This is a genomic window from Dactylosporangium roseum, assembly GCF_025264685.1.
Taxonomy (GTDB): domain Bacteria; phylum Actinomycetota; class Actinomycetes; order Mycobacteriales; family Micromonosporaceae; genus Dactylosporangium; species Dactylosporangium roseum.
The window spans coordinates 6,878,332-6,896,617 of the sequence record NZ_CP073721.1 but is presented as its reverse complement, the minus strand read 5'-3'; the positions used below and the strand labels follow the sequence as shown (position 1 = coordinate 6,896,617).

At 71.7% G+C, this 18,286-nt stretch carries 16 protein-coding genes; 11 read left to right on the top strand and 5 right to left on the bottom strand.

Annotation, left to right across the window (positions count from 1 at the left end; genetic code table 11):
* Position 1 precedes the first annotated feature (1 nt).
* Positions 2–970 (top strand): DNA polymerase III subunit delta, encoded by a 969-nt coding sequence (gene holA, locus Drose_RS32295; RefSeq protein WP_390891261.1) that lies wholly within the window; start codon positions 2–4, stop codon positions 968–970.
* The gene (locus Drose_RS32290; RefSeq protein WP_260725045.1) at positions 967–2,484 is read left to right on the top strand and encodes a hypothetical protein; all 1,518 of its coding nucleotides are present in this window, start codon (positions 967–969) and stop codon (positions 2,482–2,484) included. The genes holA and Drose_RS32290 overlap by 4 nt, the downstream gene beginning before the upstream one ends.
* A gap of 936 nt (positions 2,485–3,420) precedes the next feature.
* On the opposite strand, the gene rpsT is transcribed toward Drose_RS32290, so the two are convergent.
* The 4 genes from rpsT to Drose_RS32270 all read right to left on the bottom strand — a co-directional run bounded on the left by rpsT (position 3,421) and on the right by Drose_RS32270 (position 8,840).
* A complete protein-coding gene (gene rpsT, locus Drose_RS32285) occupies positions 3,421–3,693 on the bottom strand; it encodes a 30S ribosomal protein S20 (protein ID WP_260725044.1) in 273 nt (90 codons plus the stop codon).
* A 248-nt stretch (positions 3,694–3,941) separates the two neighbouring features.
* Entirely contained in the window at positions 3,942–5,135 is a 1,194-nt protein-coding gene (locus Drose_RS32280; protein WP_313899959.1) for a L,D-transpeptidase, read from the bottom strand.
* Positions 5,136–5,171: 36 nt separating this feature from the next.
* The gene (locus Drose_RS32275) at positions 5,172–7,652 is read right to left on the bottom strand and encodes an ATP-binding protein (RefSeq protein WP_260725042.1); all 2,481 of its coding nucleotides are present in this window, start codon (positions 7,650–7,652) and stop codon (positions 5,172–5,174) included.
* Positions 7,653–7,730: 78 nt separating this feature from the next.
* Positions 7,731–8,840 carry an NAD(P)/FAD-dependent oxidoreductase gene (locus tag Drose_RS32270; protein WP_260725041.1) on the bottom strand — a complete coding sequence of 370 codons (1,110 nt, stop codon included), beginning with the start codon at positions 8,838–8,840 and terminating at the stop codon, positions 7,731–7,733.
* A 66-nt stretch (positions 8,841–8,906) separates the two neighbouring features.
* Between Drose_RS32270 and Drose_RS32265 the strand changes: the two genes are divergently transcribed.
* Together Drose_RS32265 and Drose_RS32260 are read left to right on the top strand one after the other, a co-directional pair.
* Entirely contained in the window at positions 8,907–9,935 is a 1,029-nt protein-coding gene (locus Drose_RS32265) for a bifunctional heptose 7-phosphate kinase/heptose 1-phosphate adenyltransferase (RefSeq protein WP_260725040.1), read from the top strand.
* An 11-nt stretch (positions 9,936–9,946) separates the two neighbouring features.
* Complete coding sequence (locus tag Drose_RS32260) at positions 9,947–11,044, top strand: DUF5925 domain-containing protein (RefSeq protein ID WP_260725039.1); 1,098 nt, start codon at positions 9,947–9,949, stop codon at positions 11,042–11,044.
* Between the two features lie 8 nt (positions 11,045–11,052).
* On the opposite strand, the gene Drose_RS32255 is transcribed toward Drose_RS32260, so the two are convergent.
* Positions 11,053–11,451 carry a hypothetical protein gene (locus tag Drose_RS32255; protein WP_260725038.1) on the bottom strand — a complete coding sequence of 133 codons (399 nt, stop codon included), beginning with the start codon at positions 11,449–11,451 and terminating at the stop codon, positions 11,053–11,055.
* Between the two features lie 241 nt (positions 11,452–11,692).
* Between Drose_RS32255 and Drose_RS32250 the strand changes: the two genes are divergently transcribed.
* From Drose_RS32250 to Drose_RS32220, 7 genes are all read left to right on the top strand, one after another.
* Positions 11,693–14,050, top strand: a complete 2,358-nt coding sequence (locus tag Drose_RS32250) for a sensor histidine kinase (protein ID WP_260725037.1) — start codon at positions 11,693–11,695, stop codon at positions 14,048–14,050.
* The gene (locus Drose_RS32245; RefSeq protein ID WP_260725036.1) at positions 14,051–14,470 is read left to right on the top strand and encodes a roadblock/LC7 domain-containing protein; all 420 of its coding nucleotides are present in this window, start codon (positions 14,051–14,053) and stop codon (positions 14,468–14,470) included.
* Positions 14,460–14,840 (top strand): DUF742 domain-containing protein, encoded by a 381-nt coding sequence (locus Drose_RS32240; RefSeq protein ID WP_260725035.1) that lies wholly within the window; start codon positions 14,460–14,462, stop codon positions 14,838–14,840. The genes Drose_RS32245 and Drose_RS32240 overlap by 11 nt, the downstream gene beginning before the upstream one ends.
* Positions 14,821–15,399, top strand: a complete 579-nt coding sequence (locus Drose_RS32235; protein WP_260725034.1) for a GTP-binding protein — start codon at positions 14,821–14,823, stop codon at positions 15,397–15,399. Before Drose_RS32240 ends, Drose_RS32235 begins: the two co-directional genes overlap by 20 nt.
* 146 nt (positions 15,400–15,545) lie before the next feature.
* Positions 15,546–17,024, top strand: coding sequence for an amino acid permease (locus Drose_RS32230; protein WP_260725033.1), 1,479 nt, complete (start codon positions 15,546–15,548; stop codon positions 17,022–17,024).
* Between the two features lie 70 nt (positions 17,025–17,094).
* A complete protein-coding gene (locus Drose_RS32225; protein ID WP_260725032.1) occupies positions 17,095–17,520 on the top strand; it encodes a hypothetical protein in 426 nt (141 codons plus the stop codon).
* 107 nt (positions 17,521–17,627) lie between these two features.
* Positions 17,628–18,284 carry a hypothetical protein gene (locus Drose_RS32220; protein WP_260725031.1) on the top strand — a complete coding sequence of 219 codons (657 nt, stop codon included), beginning with the start codon at positions 17,628–17,630 and terminating at the stop codon, positions 18,282–18,284.
* Positions 18,285–18,286 lie beyond the last annotated feature (2 nt).

The following is an 18,286-nucleotide window of genomic DNA, read 5'->3' as shown; positions in this document are numbered from 1 at the left end:
CGTGTCCAACCTTCCCCGCATCCGCCTGGTGGTCGGCGACGAAGAGCTGCTCGTCTCGCGCGCCGTCACCGACACCGTCAACGCCGCCCGTGCCGAGGATCCCGACACGGAGGTGCGGCAGCGTCCCGGCGGTGAGCTGGTCGCCGGTGAGCTGGCGGAGATGCTCAGCCCGTCGCTGTTCGGCGGCCGGCGGGTCCTGGTCGTCAACGACGGGCAGGACGTGAAGAAGGACGCGTCGGCGGCGCTCGTCGCGTATGCGGCCGATCCCGAAGACGACGTGATCCTCGTCGTCACGCACGCCGGCGGCGCCAAGGGCAAGGCGCTCGCCGACGGGCTCAAGTCCGCCGGTGCCGACGTGGTGCCCGCCATGAAGATCGGCAAGCACCGCGAGCGGGTCGACTTCGTGCGCAACGAGATCCGCCGGCAGGGCGGCAAGATCGGTGATGACGCCGCCGAGGCGCTGCTGGCCGCCGTCGGCAACGACCTCCGCGAGCTGGTCGCGGCGTGTTCGCAGCTCATCGCGGACACGGGCGGGCGGATCGACGCCGCGACCGTCGCGCGGTATTACAAGGGCCGCGCCGAGGTGTCCGGCTTCACCGTCGCCGACGCCGTCATGGTCGGCGACATCGCCGGTGCGCTGGAGGCGCTGCGCTGGGCGCTGCACGTCGGCGTCGACCCGGTGCCGATCGCGGACGCCATCGCCGACGGCGTCCGCACCGTCGCCCGGGTGGCCGCTGCGGGCAAGGGGAGCGCATATCAACTCGCCGGAAGTTTGGGAATGCCTCCATGGAAGGTGGAGCGTGCGCAGCGCCAAGCCCGTGGCTGGACGGCCGAGGCACTCGTTGATGCCATGCGAGCGGCGGCAGAGTGCAACGCCGCCGTGAAAGGTGGATCGGACGACCGCGGCTATGCGCTCGAGCGGGCTGTGTTCGCAGTGGTCGCAGCGCGCGGTGGAGGAATAGGACGATGACGACCAGCAACGGGTTCGCCTCGCAGGCGCCGCTCTACGTGCGTGTACTGCGGCTACGCCACCTGCACATCGGCGGTTTCGTGAGCTTCCTGCTCTTCGAATGCATGATCGCGGTGGGGGTCCTGCTCGCGCTCGCCGAGTTCGTGAGCTGGTGGGCTGTGCCCGTGCTGCCGGCGGTCGTCGCCGTCATGGTGAAGGTCAACGACATGGTGATCGGCAGTTCGCGCCGGGCTCGCACGCAGACGCGTTCCGCCGCGCGGGATTCATCCGATCGGGTGTCATCCCCTCGGGTGGATTCGGATGCCCGGACCGGCGAGAGCACGTCGGTGCCACGGCGTACCACGACCGCGCTCGACCGGGCCGAGATCGCCCGCGCGTCGGGGGGCTCCGTCGCCTCCCGGGTCGGCTCGTCCGACGGCGCGGACACCGGCTCCGGCACGGCGACCCGGACCGCCGCCCGCCCACCCGTGGCCACCGAGCCGCCGGCGCAGCGCAAGAAGGTCGGCGTCATCCGGATCACGGTGCCGGCCCGTGACGGCGGTGCCCGGGCGGCCGCGGCTTCCGGTTCCGACTCGCAGGCCGCACCCGACTACGGCATCTCGCCTGGCACCGAGCCGCCGTACGAGGCACCTCGTGAGTCTCCCTATGCGACCCCTGCCGAGGACGTTGCCGACCAGCACGCCGAGGTTCCCGCGCAGCACGCGGCGAACGGCCACGGCGACCGGACCGCCGAGGTGACGTGGGGCAGCCAGGCCACGAGCGGCGACCGGCCGACGTGGGGCGACCGGCCGACGTGGGGCGACGAGACCGGCGCGTGGGGCGACCAGGCGGTGTGGAGCGCCCCGGCGACCGGCGGCACCCCGGCCAACTGGGGCGACGAGACAGCGTGGGGCGGCCGTGAGGCTTGGGGCGACCAGGCCACCTGGCGAGCGCAGGCGGCGCACGCTGACGATGACAGCTTGCGGTACGAGCGCAGTTCGCTCGACTGGGACGACGACACCGGCTGGGCGAACCAGGCGGCGTGGGGGCAGCACTCGGGCTGGAGCGGCCAGAGCGGGTGGGACGCGTCGCAGGGTGCCTACGCTTCGGCGGAGGGCTCGTACGGCTCGATGTACGCGCAGACCGACCCGGAGCAGGCGGCCCGCGGCGAGGGGTACCGGTCGGAGCAGGTGGACCAGCACGGGTACCACGGCGGCGGCCAGTTCCGCGACGATCGGTACGGTCAGGGCCAGTTCCGCGGCGGCCAGTTCGGCGACGGTCAGTTCGACGACGGTCAGTTCGACGACGGTCAGTTCCGCGACGGTGAGGGCGAGCGGGCGTACAATCGTGAGGCGACCAGCGGCGGGCGGCACGCGAAGCAGCAGTCCGCCGGCCGCCGTCGCGCCGACGACACGACGGACAACTTCTCGTCCGGCCACTTCACCACCGGCCGCCACGCCGAACGCCAGTGGCGCATGGACGACGACCTGGCCCGCCAGCGCACGGGCGGCATCAACCAGGGCCGCTTCGCCTGACGCCTGACACCTGCCTGCTCCAGCCGGTGGGCCCGGTTCGAGCGCCGCGAGCACGGCGGCCGGCCCGTGGGCCGGGTGGCGGCGGCTCGTCCGCCGAGGTCCCAGGGCTGTGACGCTCATGTTCCACTCATGTGTGGCGGTCCGTGACTCCGACGGCCCGCTTCCTCATCGGGCTTGCGGTGGAGCGGGGAGAGCAGGTCGCACCCCGTGGCTCCGTGATCATCAGCACCGTGGCCGAACCAGCCGGCCGCAGTGCTGGTGATCGTGAACGTGCCGCAGTCACGGCCGGGGCGCCGGCCTAAGCGCACGCAGCAGGGCGACCAGTTTCATGATTGTGGAGCGTTTTTGCACCCAGAGGTGCAAAAACGCTCCACAATCTTTGAAACGGTGGGGTTTGCCGTCGTCGGGTTCCGGCTGTGATCGCGATGTGTTCGCGACCACGTGTGCGGCGGTTGAGGCCGGCCGGGCGGTGCGGCTGCGGTTCGCGGATCAAGGGAAACTTCGGGCTGGATCGGCGGAGGCAGGGCTGGGTGTGCGGCCGGCGCCGCTTGGCAGGAGCCTTCTTGGCCACGGAGTTCGCGGGGTCATAGGCCGAGGCCGCGAAGCGAAGCCGTCCGGTCGTCTGTCAACCCGGTGTTGCGCTACGGGACGGTGACGCACAGTCGTGCGCGGATGTCGGTCGCTCGTGGTCGCCGCTGGACCCGAGGTGGCGCGTTCCGGGCCGGCGACTGCTTGATCATGGGAAAGATCTGGCTATCGGGGTAGCCACATCTTTCCCATTCATGAGGTCGAGCGGCATGGCGGCGGATCGCGGCGGAACGCGCGCCGGTCGGCGTGCCTCGGTGGCGGTACACCTCGGTGGTGGCGTGCCTCGAGCTGGGAAAACACGAAAGCGCCGCCCAGCCGGGCGGCGCCTTTCGAGGAGAAAGCTGCTGATCAGGCGGCGGTGGTCAGCGTGTGCAGCTTCTTCGTGATGGACGACTTGCGGTTGGCGGCCTGGTTCTTGTGGATCACGCCCTTGCTGGCGGCCTTGTCCAGCTTGCGGGAAGCGTCACGAAGCAGCGCGGTGGCCGAGTCGGCGTCACCGGCGGCGGCCGCCTCGTGGAACTTGCGGATGGCCGTCTTCAGCGACGACTTGACCGACTTGTTGCGCAGGCGGCGCTTCTCGTTCTGCCGGTTGCGCTTGATCTGGGACTTGATGTTCGCCACGCGACAGCCTCGTCTTATAGCTCGGTTGGTTTTCTTGGGCGCAAGGAGCAGCGACGCGTCACCGTGCGCGATGAATCAGGCTACCAGGTCCCACCCCGGCCAGCCAAAACGGCCCCGGAGGAAGAGAGCGGCGTTGCCGCTCCGTGCCCGGGGGAGGGTATGCGCCCAAGAACGTCGCGACCGCGGGTGAGGGACCCGGACCGGGGAGGGCCGTGGCCGGGAAGGGGCCGGACTGAAGGCGACGGGTGTCAGACGGGGAGGGCGCTGCCCTTGACGTACTGGTCCCAGGGGAGTTCCCAGTCGGTCCAGCCGTCGCCGTACTTCACGCGCGACTCGGTGTTCTTCACGATGACCGGGTCGCCGATGTGGGTCACGCCGTAGAGCCACTGTGCCAGCTCCAACGATATGTTCACGCACCCGTGGGAGACGTTCCGCTTGCCCTGGTCCTGCACCGACCAGGGGGCGGCGTGGATGTACTGGCCGCTCCACGTGATCCGCTGCGGGAACTGGACCTTCGTGCGGTAACCGTCCGGGGAGTCGACCGGCACACCGTACGTCGACGAGTCGAACCACTCCATCTCGTTCTTCACCATGACGATGAAGTTGCCGCTGTCCGACGGGCTGCTGGGCTTGCCCAGGCTGACCGGCATCGTCTTGAGCAGGACGCCGTCCTCGGTCACCGTCATCTTCTTCGTCGCGTTGTCGACCTCCATGATGAGCCTCTTGCCCACCACGGCGTCGACGGTGATGTCCTTCTCGCCGTACCACTTGCCGCCGAACGACACGCCGCCCAGCGCGGCCCGCAGGGAGAGTTTCGTCCCAGCCTGCCAGTACTCCTTCGGGCGGTAGTGGACCTCCTTGGCGCTGAACCAGTTCCAGGCGCCCTCCTGCGGAGGGTTGGAGGACATGAAGAGCCGCTTCTGTACCTCGGCCCGCTTGTCCTTCGGGATCTCCACGCCGAACGACAGGATCATCGGCATGCCGACGCCGACGACCATGCCGTCGCCGATCTGACTGGAGATCCGGGCCAGGTTCGCGGGCTTCGCCATGGTGGTGAACTTCACCGAGGTCGTCGCGCCGTCGGCGGTCACCGTGGCCGTGTACTCCGTGCCGTACTTCAACTGCTTGGCGGGCAGCCACGACACGCCGTCGGCCGAGGGCGAGGCGCCGGCCGAGGAGGCCGGTGCCGGAGCGCCTTCCACGGTGGCGCCCGTCGAGTCCTTCAGCGTGACGGTCGCCGTCCCGGATGCGGAGTACGCGATCGCGGTGGCCGTGGACACGTCGTTCGCGCCGTCGGCCGGGGAGGAGATGTGCACCTTCCCGGCGGCGGCCGACGGCCCGGAGGAGCCGCCCTTCCATGTGCTGTTGCCAGAGTCACCGCACGCGGCGAGCACCAGTGTGCTCACCACGACGCCGATCAGGGTCCATCGCCGTCCACGCATGTCACCCAGTCTGCCTCAGATCCGGCGGCGTGCAGTTCAGGGGCAGTAGGCCGGAAGTCGTACGACAAACGTCGTCCCCGGCTTGTCGCCGTGATCGGTTACCGTGATCGTCCCGCCGTGCCGCTCGACGACCGTACGACTGATGGCAAGGCCCAGACCGGTGCCCGGAACGCCCTGGTTACGGATGTTGGAGCCGCGGAAGAAGCGCTCGAACAGCCGCGAACGCTCCTCGGCCGGGATGCCGACCCCGGTGTCCGTGACCCGCAGCGTGACTCCCGCCACATCACTGTCGAGCTCGATCTCCACCCGCCCGCCGGCCGGTGTGAATTTCACCGCATTGGTGACCAGGTGATCGACCACCTTGCGCAGGCGCGGGAGGTCGCCGGAGACCGGCGCGGGACGGTCCGGTAGCCGTACCGACACGTCAAGATCCTTCTCGCGGGCCGCCGGTGCGTTGGCCCCGGCCACCTCGCGGACCACGGCGGCGAAGTCCACCGGCCGCTCGACCATGGTCACGTAGCCGCTCTCGAGCCCGGCGAGGTCGAGCAGGTCGTCGATGATCGCGCGGAGGTTCTCGGCGTTGCGGGCGATGACCGCGAGGAAATGGGCCCGGGTCGACTCGTCGTCGTGGTCGTGCAGGAGCAGTTCGGTGTACGACGAGATCGAGGTCAGCGGCGTCCGCAGCTCGTGGCCGACCAGGGCGATGAACTCGTCCTTCGCCCGGGCGAGCTGTTTGGCCAGGTCCTCGGCGCGGCGGCGCTCGAGGAACTGCCCGATGTGCGCGGCGATGCCGGACAGCAGCGCGATCAGCGACTGCTCGGGCTCCTCGGCCGCGTCGCCGAAGAAGCTGATCGTGCCGGTGACACCGGAGCCGTCGCGGATGGGGACGGCCAGGCCGACCCGCAGCCCGTGCTCGGCCAGCGACGGTGTGTTGAGCCGGCTCCCGACCACCGAGATGTCCGGGATCCACTCGGACTGGCCGGTCTGCCAGGCGACGCCGGAGACTCCGGTGCCGGGGGCGAGTGGTCCGGGCTCCGGGATCTCGTAGCCGGGCTCGGTCCACATCGCGGCGTTGCGCAGCACGTTGCCGACCTTGTCGACCAGCCACAGCTCGCCGTGCGGCCACTGGAGTGTCTTGGCGACCGCTTCGAGCAGGTGCGGCCCGGCCTCCTCGATCGTGGCCGTGTGCTCCAGGATGCGTGACACCGCCAGCTCGCACTCGATGAGCCGTTGCGCCCGCCGGCGGTCAGTGACGTCGTGCAGCGCGGCGACGGCGCCGAGCCGGTTGCCGTCGCTGTCGCGGATCGGCTGCGCGTTGGCGGTGAACGCGCGGCGCGGCCGGTCGGGCAGGCGGATGACGAACTCGGCGTCGCGGACGTGCTCGCCGTGGAACGCCCTGGACAGTGGCAGGTCGTCGGGGCCGATCGGCGTGCCGTCGGGGAGGACGGGACGGTACCGCTCCGCCCACACGGGGCCCGCCGACCGATCCGCGTCGGTGCCGGTGATCTCGCGCATCGCGCGGTTGAACAGGATCAGCTTGCCGCGCTCGTCGCAGGCGACGACGCCGGCGTCGAGGTTGTCGAGCAGCGCGCCGAGGAAGTGCCGGTCCCGGGCGAGCTGCCGTTCGGCGGTGACCCGCTCGCTGATGTCGTAGATGAACGCGTGCGCGTGCCGGCCGAACGGTCCGTCGATCACGTTGAGAGTGATCTCGACCGGGAACTCGTCCCCGGCCCGGTTGATCGCGTACAACTGGAGCCGCTGGCCGACGAGCTTCGGCACGCCGCCCCGGGCCATGCGGGCCAGGCCGGCGCGGTGGGCGGCGCGGAAGCGCTCGGGAATGATCATCTCGTCGACGCGCCTGCCGATCGCCTCCTCTGCCGACCAGCCGAAGGTGCGCTCGGCGGCGCGGTTCCACCGCGTGATCTCGCCGCTCAGCCGGATGCCGACGAACGCCTCGAGCGCCGTCTCCAGTACCGCATCCGTCTCGGCCGCGGCCAGGGCCATGTCCTCGCGCGTCGTCTCGGCGGCCAGCATGACCTCCAGCAGGGACGCGCATTCGGCGATGGCGGTGACGTCGTCGGCGGTCCAGTGCCTGGGCACGGAGTCGGTGACGCAGACCGCCCCGAGCGTGAGGCCGGAGCGGTCGTGCACGGGCTGACCGAGGTATGCGGCGATGCCCCGGTCGCGGACGACGGCCAGGTCGCGCAGCACCGGGTCGGTCCGGGTGTCGCTGACCACGAGCGGGATGTCCCCGCTGACCACGTGCCGGCAGAACGAGCTGGTCGCCGGCGCTGTCGTGGCCAGATCGAGGTCCGGTGGGAGGCCGTGCCTGGCGACGATGTGCAGGCACTCGGTGTCGACCAGCGTGAGCAGCCCGACCGGGGCCACCACGGATCGCGCGGCGAGGCGGACCAGGCCGTCGACGGGCGCCTTCGAGGATGTGAGCAGCGCTCGGGCGCGACTCAGGGAGGCGAGTCGTTCGGGCTGCGCCAGCACATCGGTATCGAGTTGCGGCATGTCACCCCCAACCCGCAAGCACGTAACGTTGATGCTACCGGTGAAAAGGGGCAAAGCCCGGCTAAAGCCGCGGAGAGGTCAGCGCGGGGCGAGGGCGGACCTGCGGAGGCCGGGCACCTCGTACGGCTCGCCGAGCAGGATCGACGCCGCCAGGCGGGCCAGGGCCGGCGCGGTCTGGATGCCCGTACCACCCTGGCCGGCGAACCAGAAGAAGCCCTCCTGTTTCGGGTCCGGCCCCACCATCGGGTTGCGGTCCGCCGTGAACGTGCGCAGTCCGGCCCAGCTCGTGCGCACCGGGCCGAGGTCGAGCGTCGTCACCTCGCGGACGCGCTCCACCGCCAGCGCCACCGCGCCGGGCGACGCCACCGCGTCGGCCGGCGGCGACGGGGTCTCGTCGGCGGGAGACATCAGCAGGCCACCGCTCGCGGGGCGGAAGTAGAAACGGTCGCCCATGTCCAGCACGAGCGGCCAGGCCGGCGGCACGCCGGCCGCGTTGACGATCGCGACCGTCCGGCGCAGCGGGGTCAGGCCGGCGGCCGGCACGCCGAGCCGGCCGGCCACCGCGTCGGCCCAGGCGCCGGCGGCGTTGACGACCAGGCCGGCACGCAGGTCGCCGCGGTCGGTGGTGAGCCGCCAGCCGTCGGCGTCCCGCTCACCGGACTCGAGGCCGATCGCGGTGCGCAGCGCGACGCCGGCCGCGGCGGCCCGGGCGCGGTACAACTGCTGCAGTGCCTCGACGTCCACGTCCTGCGCGGTGCGCTCCACGGCGGCGCGGGCGACGGCGGCCGGGCGCAGGGCCGGGCAGAGCGTCCGGGCGCCGACCCGGTCGACGGCCCGCAGCGCCGGGTTGGCGGTCAGCAGCGCGTTGAGGGCGTCGAGCTGGTCCTCGCGCGCGACCCAGACGAGTGGCCGGGTCCGCAGCAGCGGCCGGCCCGACTCGGCACCCAGCGCGTCGAGGATCGTGCGCGACGCGCGGGTCAGGGCACGGACCTCCCGGGTGCCGTAACTCTCCAGCAGCGCGGCGGCCGATCGGCCGGTGGTGTGGTAGCCGAACTGGTTCTCCCGCTCGAGCACCGCGACGTGCAACGGCGCCCGGGTGCCACCCGAGCGCTCCACCAACCGGCCGTCCAGTTCGGCGAGTTCCGCGGCGAGGGAGAGGCCGGCCATCCCACCGCCGATGATCGCCACGTCTACGCGTTCGATCAGCCAATTGTCGCAGGGCATGATTCGCGCGGGGCCGGGTACGCGCGTGCGGTGAGGTCCCCAGGTAATTTCTCCGCACTCGCCGCGGCGTGGCGTGACGCCTCCGTGCTCGTCGTCGGCGACGCCCTGCTCGACGGCTGGCTCGCCGGCACGCCGACCCGCCTGAGCCGCGAGGCGCCGATCCCCGTGATCGCGCTCGACGTCACCCGGGAGGTGTGTGGTGGCGCCGCCAACACCGCCGCCAACCTCGCCGCGCTCGGTGCCCGTACCACGCTCGTGGGCGCCGTCGGTGACGACGACGACGGTGCCCGGCTGCGTACCTGCGTCTGGGACAGCGGCGTCGCCGATCGGCTGGTCACCGCCGTGGGCCGCCGCACCGTCACCAAGCGCCGGGTGGTCGCCGAGGAACACGTGCTCGTCCGCTTCGACGACGGCGACACCGCGCCGTTGCCGCCGTCGGCCGCCGAGTCGGTCGTGCGCCGCCTCGACGAGGCCCTCGGCGAGCGGCCCGACGCGGTGGTCGTCTGCGACTACGGCATCGGCACCCTCGGTCCGGCGGTCCGCGCCGTGCTCGCCACGCGCCGGCTCGACCTGCCGCTGCTCGCCGTCGACGCGCACAACCTCGGCCCGTGGGCGCCGATCGGCCCCGACCTGGTGACGCCGAGCTACGCCGAGGCGTGCCGCGTCCTCGGCGAGGCGGCCCCGGTCGCCGTGGACGAGGACCGCATCGGCGCGATCGGGGCGGCCCGCGGGCTGCTGCTGCGGCACACCGGAGCGGCGATCGTCGCGGTGACGCTCGACGCGGAGGGCTCGGTCGTGATGACGCAGGACGGCGCGACCGCGCACACCTCTGCTGCACCGGCCCGGCGCAGTCACGCGGCCGGTGCCGGCGGGGCGTACGCGGCCGGGTTCGTGCTCGCCCGCCTGGCCGGCGCGGACATTCCCGAGTCGGCCGGCGTCGCGCAGCGCTGCGCGACGATGGCGATCCGCGGCACGGGCACCGCCGTGTGCCCGCCGTTGCTGGTGAGAACTGCCGAGGCCGCCGGGAAAATTGGTGTACTGGAAGGAGAACCAGCCTGATCCTGGAGAGCATGCGTCATGTCGATCCGGCCACCGCCCTCCCCGTCGCCTCCTGGGTCGACGACGGCGACAGCGTGCTCGACGTGCTCGACGTCCTGGCGCTGTCGGCCTTCGTCAGCGGCCAGCAGCCGCACGCCCGCACGAAGCGCCTGACCAATCTGCGCAAGGACGCGACCCTGCTGCCGGCCGGCTCGACCGTGCTCCGCGAGGCCGTCGACGACCAGGACCGCGCCACGCTCGCGGCCGGCGACGGCTGGACACTGCGCGCGACCCGCTGGCACCACAGCCGCAACGGCTCGGTGACGGTCACCGCCGTCGACCCCGACCTGGCCGAGCGCATCCTGGAATCCGCCGTCGCCGGGGCCGAGGAGCCGCCGCCGCAGTCCGCCGCGTCGGTCGAGATCGGGTTCTGGCACCACGGCCAGCACGGCCCGCGCCGCAGGTCGCGCCAGATCACCGCCCAGTCGTGGGGCGAGATCCGGGGCAACTACGCCGCCAAGACCGCCGAGGCCCTCGACCGGCTGATCGCGACGACCGCGGACCAGGTCGGCGGCCGGCTCCTGCTGCTGCACGGGCCGCCCGGCACCGGTAAGACCACACTGCTGCGCACGATCGCGCGGGAGTGGCACGGCTGGTGCCAGGTCGACTGCGTGCTCGACCCGGAGCGGCTGTTCCGCGACCCGGCGTACCTCATGGACACCGCGCTCGGCGTCGACAGCGACGACGACAGCCCGCGCCGGTGGCGGCTGTTGCTGCTGGAGGACTGTGACGAGCTGATCCGCGGCGAGGCCAAGCAGGAGAGCGGGCAGGCGCTGTCCCGCCTGCTCAACCTGACCGACGGGCTGCTCGGCCAGGGCCGCGACGTGCTGGTCGCGATCACCACCAACGAGGACCTGGCCCGGCTGCACCCGGCGGTGGTCCGCCCCGGCCGGTGTCTGGCCCAGTTGTACGTGGCGCCGCTGCCGTTCGGCGAGGCCGCGGCCTGGCTCGGCACCGCGGCTGGTATCGGTCCGGACGGCGCGACGCTGGCCGAGTTGTACGAGCTGCGCGACGGCGCCGGCCGGGTGGCGGTCCAGGACGACCCGCCGAAGGTCGGCCTCTACCTGTAGGACCGGCCTCAGCCCGGCGTCACCTCGGCGTGCGGCCCGTCGGCGGCGCAGCGCACGACCACGCGCACCAGCTTGCCGTCGGCCTTGAAGGTCACCCGTGACTCGGGTGCCGGGCCGTGGGTGGCGTCCTCCACGCGGAACCCGGCCGCCGGGCTCAACCAGTCGACCCATACCAGCTTGGAATCACAGCGAGCCACCACGCTGCCGCCCGGCGTGGTCAGCACCCGCGGTGCGGGCGACGGGGACACGGACGGCGAGGCGCTGGCCACCACCGGCGCGGGTCGGCGGACCGTGGACGACAACAGCTCAGACCGGAAGTGCGCGGCCTTGCTGATCCCCAGCACGCTCAGGGCCGCCGTGCACATCGTCCAGGCGCCGATCGCGAACATCCACCGTCCACCACGCATGGCGGGCGCCCTGCCCAGATCAGGCGGCCCGCACACCGGGCCGCGGGGGAGATCACGGAGGAGCCCGGTCCGGAACGCCGAACACCTCGTTGATGACTTCCCGGCCCGGCTGTCCGTATCATGCCCCGGAGATATTGCCCCCTGTGCGACGAACACCGGGTTCCCGCAGCACAAAAAGCAGCACCGATAGTGCAAAACCGCAGCGATACCCCCTCCTGTCAAGCGACCCATCGAGGACCGCATGAAGAGCCGCTCGTGGAGAATCCGCACGTGGTCGATCCGCGCGAAGATCATCGCGCTGTTGTTGCCGCCGATCGCCTCGCTCGTGGGAATGTGGATCTTCGCGACGAGCCTCACGGCGGGCGCCGCGTTCGCCGTCTTCGACAGCAAGACGTACTACGAGCTGACCGGCAAGCCGTCCGAGACGGTCATCGTCGAGCTCCAGCGCGAGCGCAAGCTCTCGCTGGTCTACATCGCCAGCGGGCGCGTGGAGGGCCAGCCGGCGACCACCGCCCTGGCCGAGCAGCGCACGAAGACCGACAAGGCGGTCGCCGACTTCCGCGGCCGGGCCGAGCGCCAGGATGTCCAGGACGCCCTGCCGAAGCTCGCCCGCAGCCGGCTGCGTGAGGTGCTGACGTCGCTCGACCAGCTCACCGGCGGCCGGACCGGCGTCCGGCTCGGGCAGGTCGACCGGGCCGGTGCCATGGAGATGTACGCGGGGCCGATCGACGCGATCTACCGGTGGTACAACGCGCTGCCCGGCATCAGCCACGCCGAGTTGAGCCGCGACGGGCGCACCGTCATCGCCACCAGCCGTGCCCGGGAGCTGTTCGCCCGTGAAGACGCACTGGTCAACGGCGTCGCCACGGCCGGCAAGTTCGTCAAGACGGAGAGCTCCGACCTGATCGCGGCGATCGGGGCCGCACGCACCGCCTACGCCGAGGCCACGGCCGCGCTACCGGAGCCGGGCCGCACGATCTGGAACGGCATCGTCGCCGGCGACGCCTACAAGCGGGTGCGGGAGTTCGAGAACCGCATCCTCGCCGACGCGCGGGCCACCGCGCCGCTGCCGATCGACATCGCCGCCTGGCGCGACGCCTACGACAAGCTCTCCGAACAGCTACGCACCTTCGACCTGGACTCCGGCGCGAAGATCATCACTGAGTCCGAGCCGGTCGCCGTCGGCATCATCGTGCGCCTGGTCGGCGCCACGGTGCTCGGCCTGCTCGCGGTCGCGATCTCGATCGCGCTGTCGGTGCGGATCGGTCGCTCGCTCATCCGCCGCCTGACCAGCCTGCGCCAGGACGCGCAAAATCTCGCCGACGTGCGGCTGCCGGAGCTGGTCGGCCGGCTGCGCCACGGCGAGGAGCTCGACGTGGCCGCCGCGGCGCCGCCCCTGGAATACGGCGCGGACGAGATCGGCAAGGTGGGCAACGCGTTCAGCGCCGTCCAGCGCACCGCCGTCGAGTCCGCCGCGCACGAGGCCCAGCTTCGGCGCGGTCTCAACGAGGTCTTCCTCAACATCGCCCGGCGCAGCCAGACGCTGCTGCACCGGCAGCTCGCGCTGCTCGACCGCATGGAGCGGCGCACCACCGATCCGGAGGAACTGGAGGACCTCTTCCGCGTCGACCACCTCGCCACCCGCATGCGCCGCCACGCGGAGGACCTGGTCATCCTGGCCGGCGCGGCGCCCGGCCGCGGCTGGCGCAACCCGGTGCCGATGGTCGACGTGGTCCGCGGCGCGGTCTCCGAGGTCGAGGACTACGCGCGGGTCGGGTTCCTGGCGCTGCCGGAGGCGTCGCTGGTCGGCCGCGCCGTCGCCGACGTCATCCATCTGCTCGCCGAGATCATCGAGAACGCCACCTCCTACTCGCCGCCGCACACCCGGGTACAGATCAGCGGCCAGTTGGTGCCCAACGGCTACGCGCTCGAGATCGAGGACCGCGGCCTGGGCATGGCGCCGGAGGCGATCGAGGAGGCCAACCAGCGGCTGCTGCACCCGCCGGACTTCGACCCCGGCAACAGCGCCCGGCTGGGGTTGTTCGTCGTGGCGCTGCTCGCGGCCCGGCACGGCGTGCGGGTGACGCTGCGGTCGTCGGCCTACGGCGGTGTGACGGCGGTCGTGCTCATCCCGCCGCACCTCATCGCCGGTGCGCCACCGGAGCTGACCGCCTCGACCGCGGCCGAGCAGCAGGCGGACGCCGTCGAGGCCGTGCTCGAGCTGGACGCCGCCGACGTGGTGCGGCCGACGATCGAGGACGTGGGCCCGCCGCCGCAACTGACGATCGAGCCGCAGGCGGTGGAGACCCTGGAGGTACCGCCACCGCCACCACCGCGGCCGGAGGAGCCCGAGCTCACGGACGACGGGCTGCCCAGGCGGCGGCGGCAGGCGAACCTCGCACCGCAGTTGCGTGAGCGCTCCGACGACGAGCACACCGTCGACGGCATCCCGGCGGCGCGGTTCGCGACCACGGGCGTCGGCGGCCGCTCGCCCGAGCAGACGCGGGCGATGATGTCGTCGCTGCAGGCCGGCTTCACGCGCGGGCGTCGCGACGCCGCGCTGGCCGACGATCAATCCACTCCGGAAAGGGACGCATAGGTGACGCACTCGACGAGCCGCACCGGCAAGCTCGACTGGCTTCTCGACGACCTCGTCGAGCGGGTCGAGTCGGCCCAGCATGCCGTCGTGCTCTCCGCCGACGGGCTGCTCATGGGCGCGTCCGACGAGCTCGGCCGCGACGACGCCGAACACCTCGCGGCCGTGGCCTCCGGGTTTCAGAGCCTGGCCCGCAGCGCCGGACGGCAGTTCAACGGCGGGTCGGTCCGTCAGACCATCGTGGAGATGGACAACTCGTTCCTGTTCGTCACCGCTGCCGGGCAGGGCGCTTGTCTGGCGGTGCTCAGCGCCGCCGACTCCGACATCGGGGTCATCGCGTACGAGATGGCGATGCTGGTGACGAGGGTCGGCCAGTACCTCACCGCGCCGGCACGAGCGGACGCGCCCACCGATGTCGGGTGACCACGACTGGCTGGACTCCGAGGCCGGCCCGGTGGTGCGTCCGTATGCGGTGACGGGCGGCCGGGCCCGGCCGGCGGTCGGCGCCTTCGACCTCGTCGCCTTCGTGCTGAGCCGGGCCGACGGGGCCGGCGAGGTGCACCTGGTGCCCGAGCAGCGGGCGATCCTCGCCCGCGCCCGCGAGCCGGTCTCGGTCGCCGAGCTCGCCTCCCATCTCGATCTCGCGCTCGGCGTGGTGCGCGTCCTGCTGGGCGACCTGCTCCAGCAGGGGCTCATCGAGATGCACGAACCGGAGTACGAACAATCCGTCGGGCCGCAGCGGCCCGACGATCGCATCCTCAAGGCGGTTGTCAATGGTCTCCGAGCGCTCTGACGGCTCGATCCCCCTCGCGGTGAAGATCCTCGTCGCGGGTGGGTTCGGCGTCGGCAAGACCACGCTGGTGAGCGCGGTGAGCGAGATCCGTCCCCTCCAGACGGAGGAGGTGCTGACCAACGCCGGGGTCCTCGTCGACGACGTCAACGGCGTGGAGCACAAGCGAACCACGACGGTCGCCATGGACTTCGGCCGGATCAGCATCAACGACGACATCGTGCTGTACCTCTTCGGCACCCCGGGTCAGCACCGTTTCTGGTTCCTGTGGGACGAACTGGCGCTGGGCGCGCTCGGTGCGGTCGTGCTGGCGGACACTCGAAGGTTGACCGACTGCTTCCCGTCGGTCGACTACTTCGAGCGGCGCAAGACGCCCTTCCTCGTCGCGGTGAACTGCTTCGACGGCGTCCAGAAGCACAGCGCGGAGGCGATCGCGAAGGCGCTGGACCTCGACCCGGACGTGCCGGTCGTGCTGTGCGACGCCCGCGACCGCCGCTCGGCCAAGGACGTGCTGATCGCGCTGGTCGAGCACGTGATGACGCTCAAGCGGGTGCCGGCCTAGCGCGCCGGCTCGTTGCGCATCGATCTTGCAGTTGGGGTGCCAAACAAACCGGGTATTCAGGGAGTGTCTCGGCACCATTACTGCAAGATCGGCACGGTGGAGGCGGCCGACGTGTAAGCGCGCACCGCCGCGGGCATGTCGTCGGTATGTCCTCGCTCTTCCGGACCAAGTCGATCGAGCAGTCCATGCACGACACGGACGAGCCCGGCCAGCGGCTGCGCAAGAACCTGTCCGCGGTGGACCTCACCGTCTTCGGCGTCGGTGTGATCATCGGCACCGGCATCTTCGTGCTCACCGGCCAGCAGGCCGCCCGCAACGCCGGACCGGCGATCGTGCTGTCGTTCGCGCTGGCCGGGGTCGTCTGTGCGCTGGCCGCGCTGTGTTACGCGGAGTTCGCCTCTACCGTGCCGGTGGCCGGCTCGGCGTACACCTTCTCCTACGCCACGCTCGGCCAGTTCATCGCGTGGATCATCGGCTGGGACCTCTGTCTCGAGCTGGCGCTCGGTGCGGCGGTGGTGTCGCGGGGCTGGTCGGCGTACCTCCAGGACCTGCTCAACCTGCCGACCTGGCTCGCCGGGGACAAGGCGGTCCCGGACTGGGGTGCGATCTTCGTCGTCGTGGCCCTGACGGTCGTCAGCATCCTGGGTGCGAAACTCTCCGGCCGGGTGACCGGCACGCTGGTCGTCGTCAAGGTGGCCGTCGTGCTGTTCGTCATCGGCCTCGGGTTGTTCTTCGTCAAGGCCGCCAACTACCAGCCGTTCATCCCGCCGGCCGAGACCGCCGAGCGGCAGTCCGGCGCCGACGCGCCGCTGCTGCAGATCCTCGTCGGGATGACGCCGCAGCACTTCGGCTGGTTCGGCATCGTCGCCGCCGCGTCGATCGTCTTCTTCGCCTACATCGGCTTCGACGTCGTGGCCACCACGGCGGAGGAGACCCGCAGGCCGCAGCGCGACGTGCCGTGGGGCATCATCGGCTCGCTGGTCATCTGCGCGGTGCTCTACATGGCCACGTCGTTCGTGGTGACGGGCATGGTGAAGTACACCGACCTCGACACCGCCGCCCCGCTGGCGAAGGCGTTCGACGTGGTCGGCCAGGGCTGGGCCGCCGACCTCATCGCGCTCGGCGCGGTCTGCGGCATCACGTCGGTCATCCTGGTGCTGCTGCTCGGCCAGTCGCGGGTGTCGTTCGCGATGGCCCGCGACGGACTGCTGCCGCCCGTCCTCGCCAAGGTCCACCCGCGGTTCGGCACGCCCTGGGTCATGAGCACGATCACCGGCGTCATCGTCGCCGTGCTGGCCGGGTTCGTACCGCTGTCCGAGCTGTCCGAGCTGACGAGCATCGGAACCCTGTTCGCGTTCGTCGTCGTGTCGCTCGGCGTGGTGGTCCTGCGCCGGAAGCGGCCCGACCTGCCCCGGGCGTTCCGGGTGCCGGGCGTGCCGTGGCTGCCGCTGGCGAGCGTGCTGGCCAGCCTGTGGCTGATGCTCAACCTGCCGGTGGTGACCTGGGTGCGGTTCCTGATCTGGATGGTGGCCGGCCTGGTGCTCTATCTCGTGTACGGGATGCGCCGCGCCACCCTGGCCGACCCCCGGCCGGACACCCCGTCGACGCCGGCGCCCAGGGCGTAGACCCTCTTCCTGGCTGGTCGGCCGCCTACCGGGTGACAATCGCCTCGACGCTGCTGGAAAGGTGACCGACATGAGTGACTTCGGCCTGCAGTCCGACGGTTATGACCTTGACCTGGACCCCAGCGACCTGGCGGACCCCGACGCCGTCTTCGGCGTCGAGGGCGTGTCGGCCGGCTTCGGCGCGGCCGACACCGGTGATCCGGACCCCTCGGTCTCCACCGCCGACCCCCTGGCGGGCGACATCGCGACGGCCGGCTACGACAGCGACGGCGACGGCACCGTGGACGTCCTGCTGGCGGACGAGAATCACGACGGCCTGACCGACGTGGCGATGTGGGACACCAACGGCGACGGCCTGGTGGACCGGGTCGCGTACGACAACGATCACGACGGCAAGATCGACGTGATCTACCACGACGACGACTTCGACGGCGAGGTCGACCGGATCGAGGCCACCGACGGCACCACGGACGTCCCCGGCTACACCTCCAACTGAGCTCCGGCCGCACCCCGGGCCGTGGAGTCCTGTGGACGCCTGGGCCACCACAGGACTCCACACCTATCCTGCGCGGAGTGCCGCCCAGTCCCTCTAAAGTCGCATCAGTGTGGGGATGGGTGGCCGGGGCGGCCGTGGTGCTCGGCGGAGTGGCATTCGGCGTCGACTTTCTCGGCCCGCCGTGGTCCGCGCTCGGACTGCTGCTGACGAGCAGCGGCTTCGCCTGGGGCTGTGCCGCCCTGGTCGCCGGGTTCGTGGCCGACCGGCGCGGCCGGTCGATGGCCGCCGCGGCCGCGCTCCTCGCGATCGCCACCGTCGTCTACTACGGCCTGATCGCCGTCGACGGTTCGCGCTGGGCGGGCGCCACGCTCGAGGACGGGGGCTCCGCCACGGCGGAGAGCCTGTTCCGGGTCGGGGAGGCCGCGCTGTTCTGGCTGGTGGCCTCGGCGGTCGGCGGCACGCTGCTGGGCTGGCTGGGCCACACGATCCGCCGATCGGGGGACCGGGCCGCCGCGGTGGCGGCGGGGTGCGCGCTCGCGCTGCTCGCCGGGCAGGGCGCGGCCATGGCGCTGCGCTCCTGGCCGGTCACCGGCTGGTGGCTCGCGCAGGCGATGGCCCAGGTCGTCGGGGCCGTCGCGGTGACGGCCGCGTTGCTCGGCCGGCGCGAGGCTCCGCGTTGGTGGTCGTTCGCGGCGGCGAGCCTGTGCTGCGGCGCGGTCGCGGTGCCTGCCTGGTCCGTCGTTAGTGGACTCCAAGTCGGCTGAAA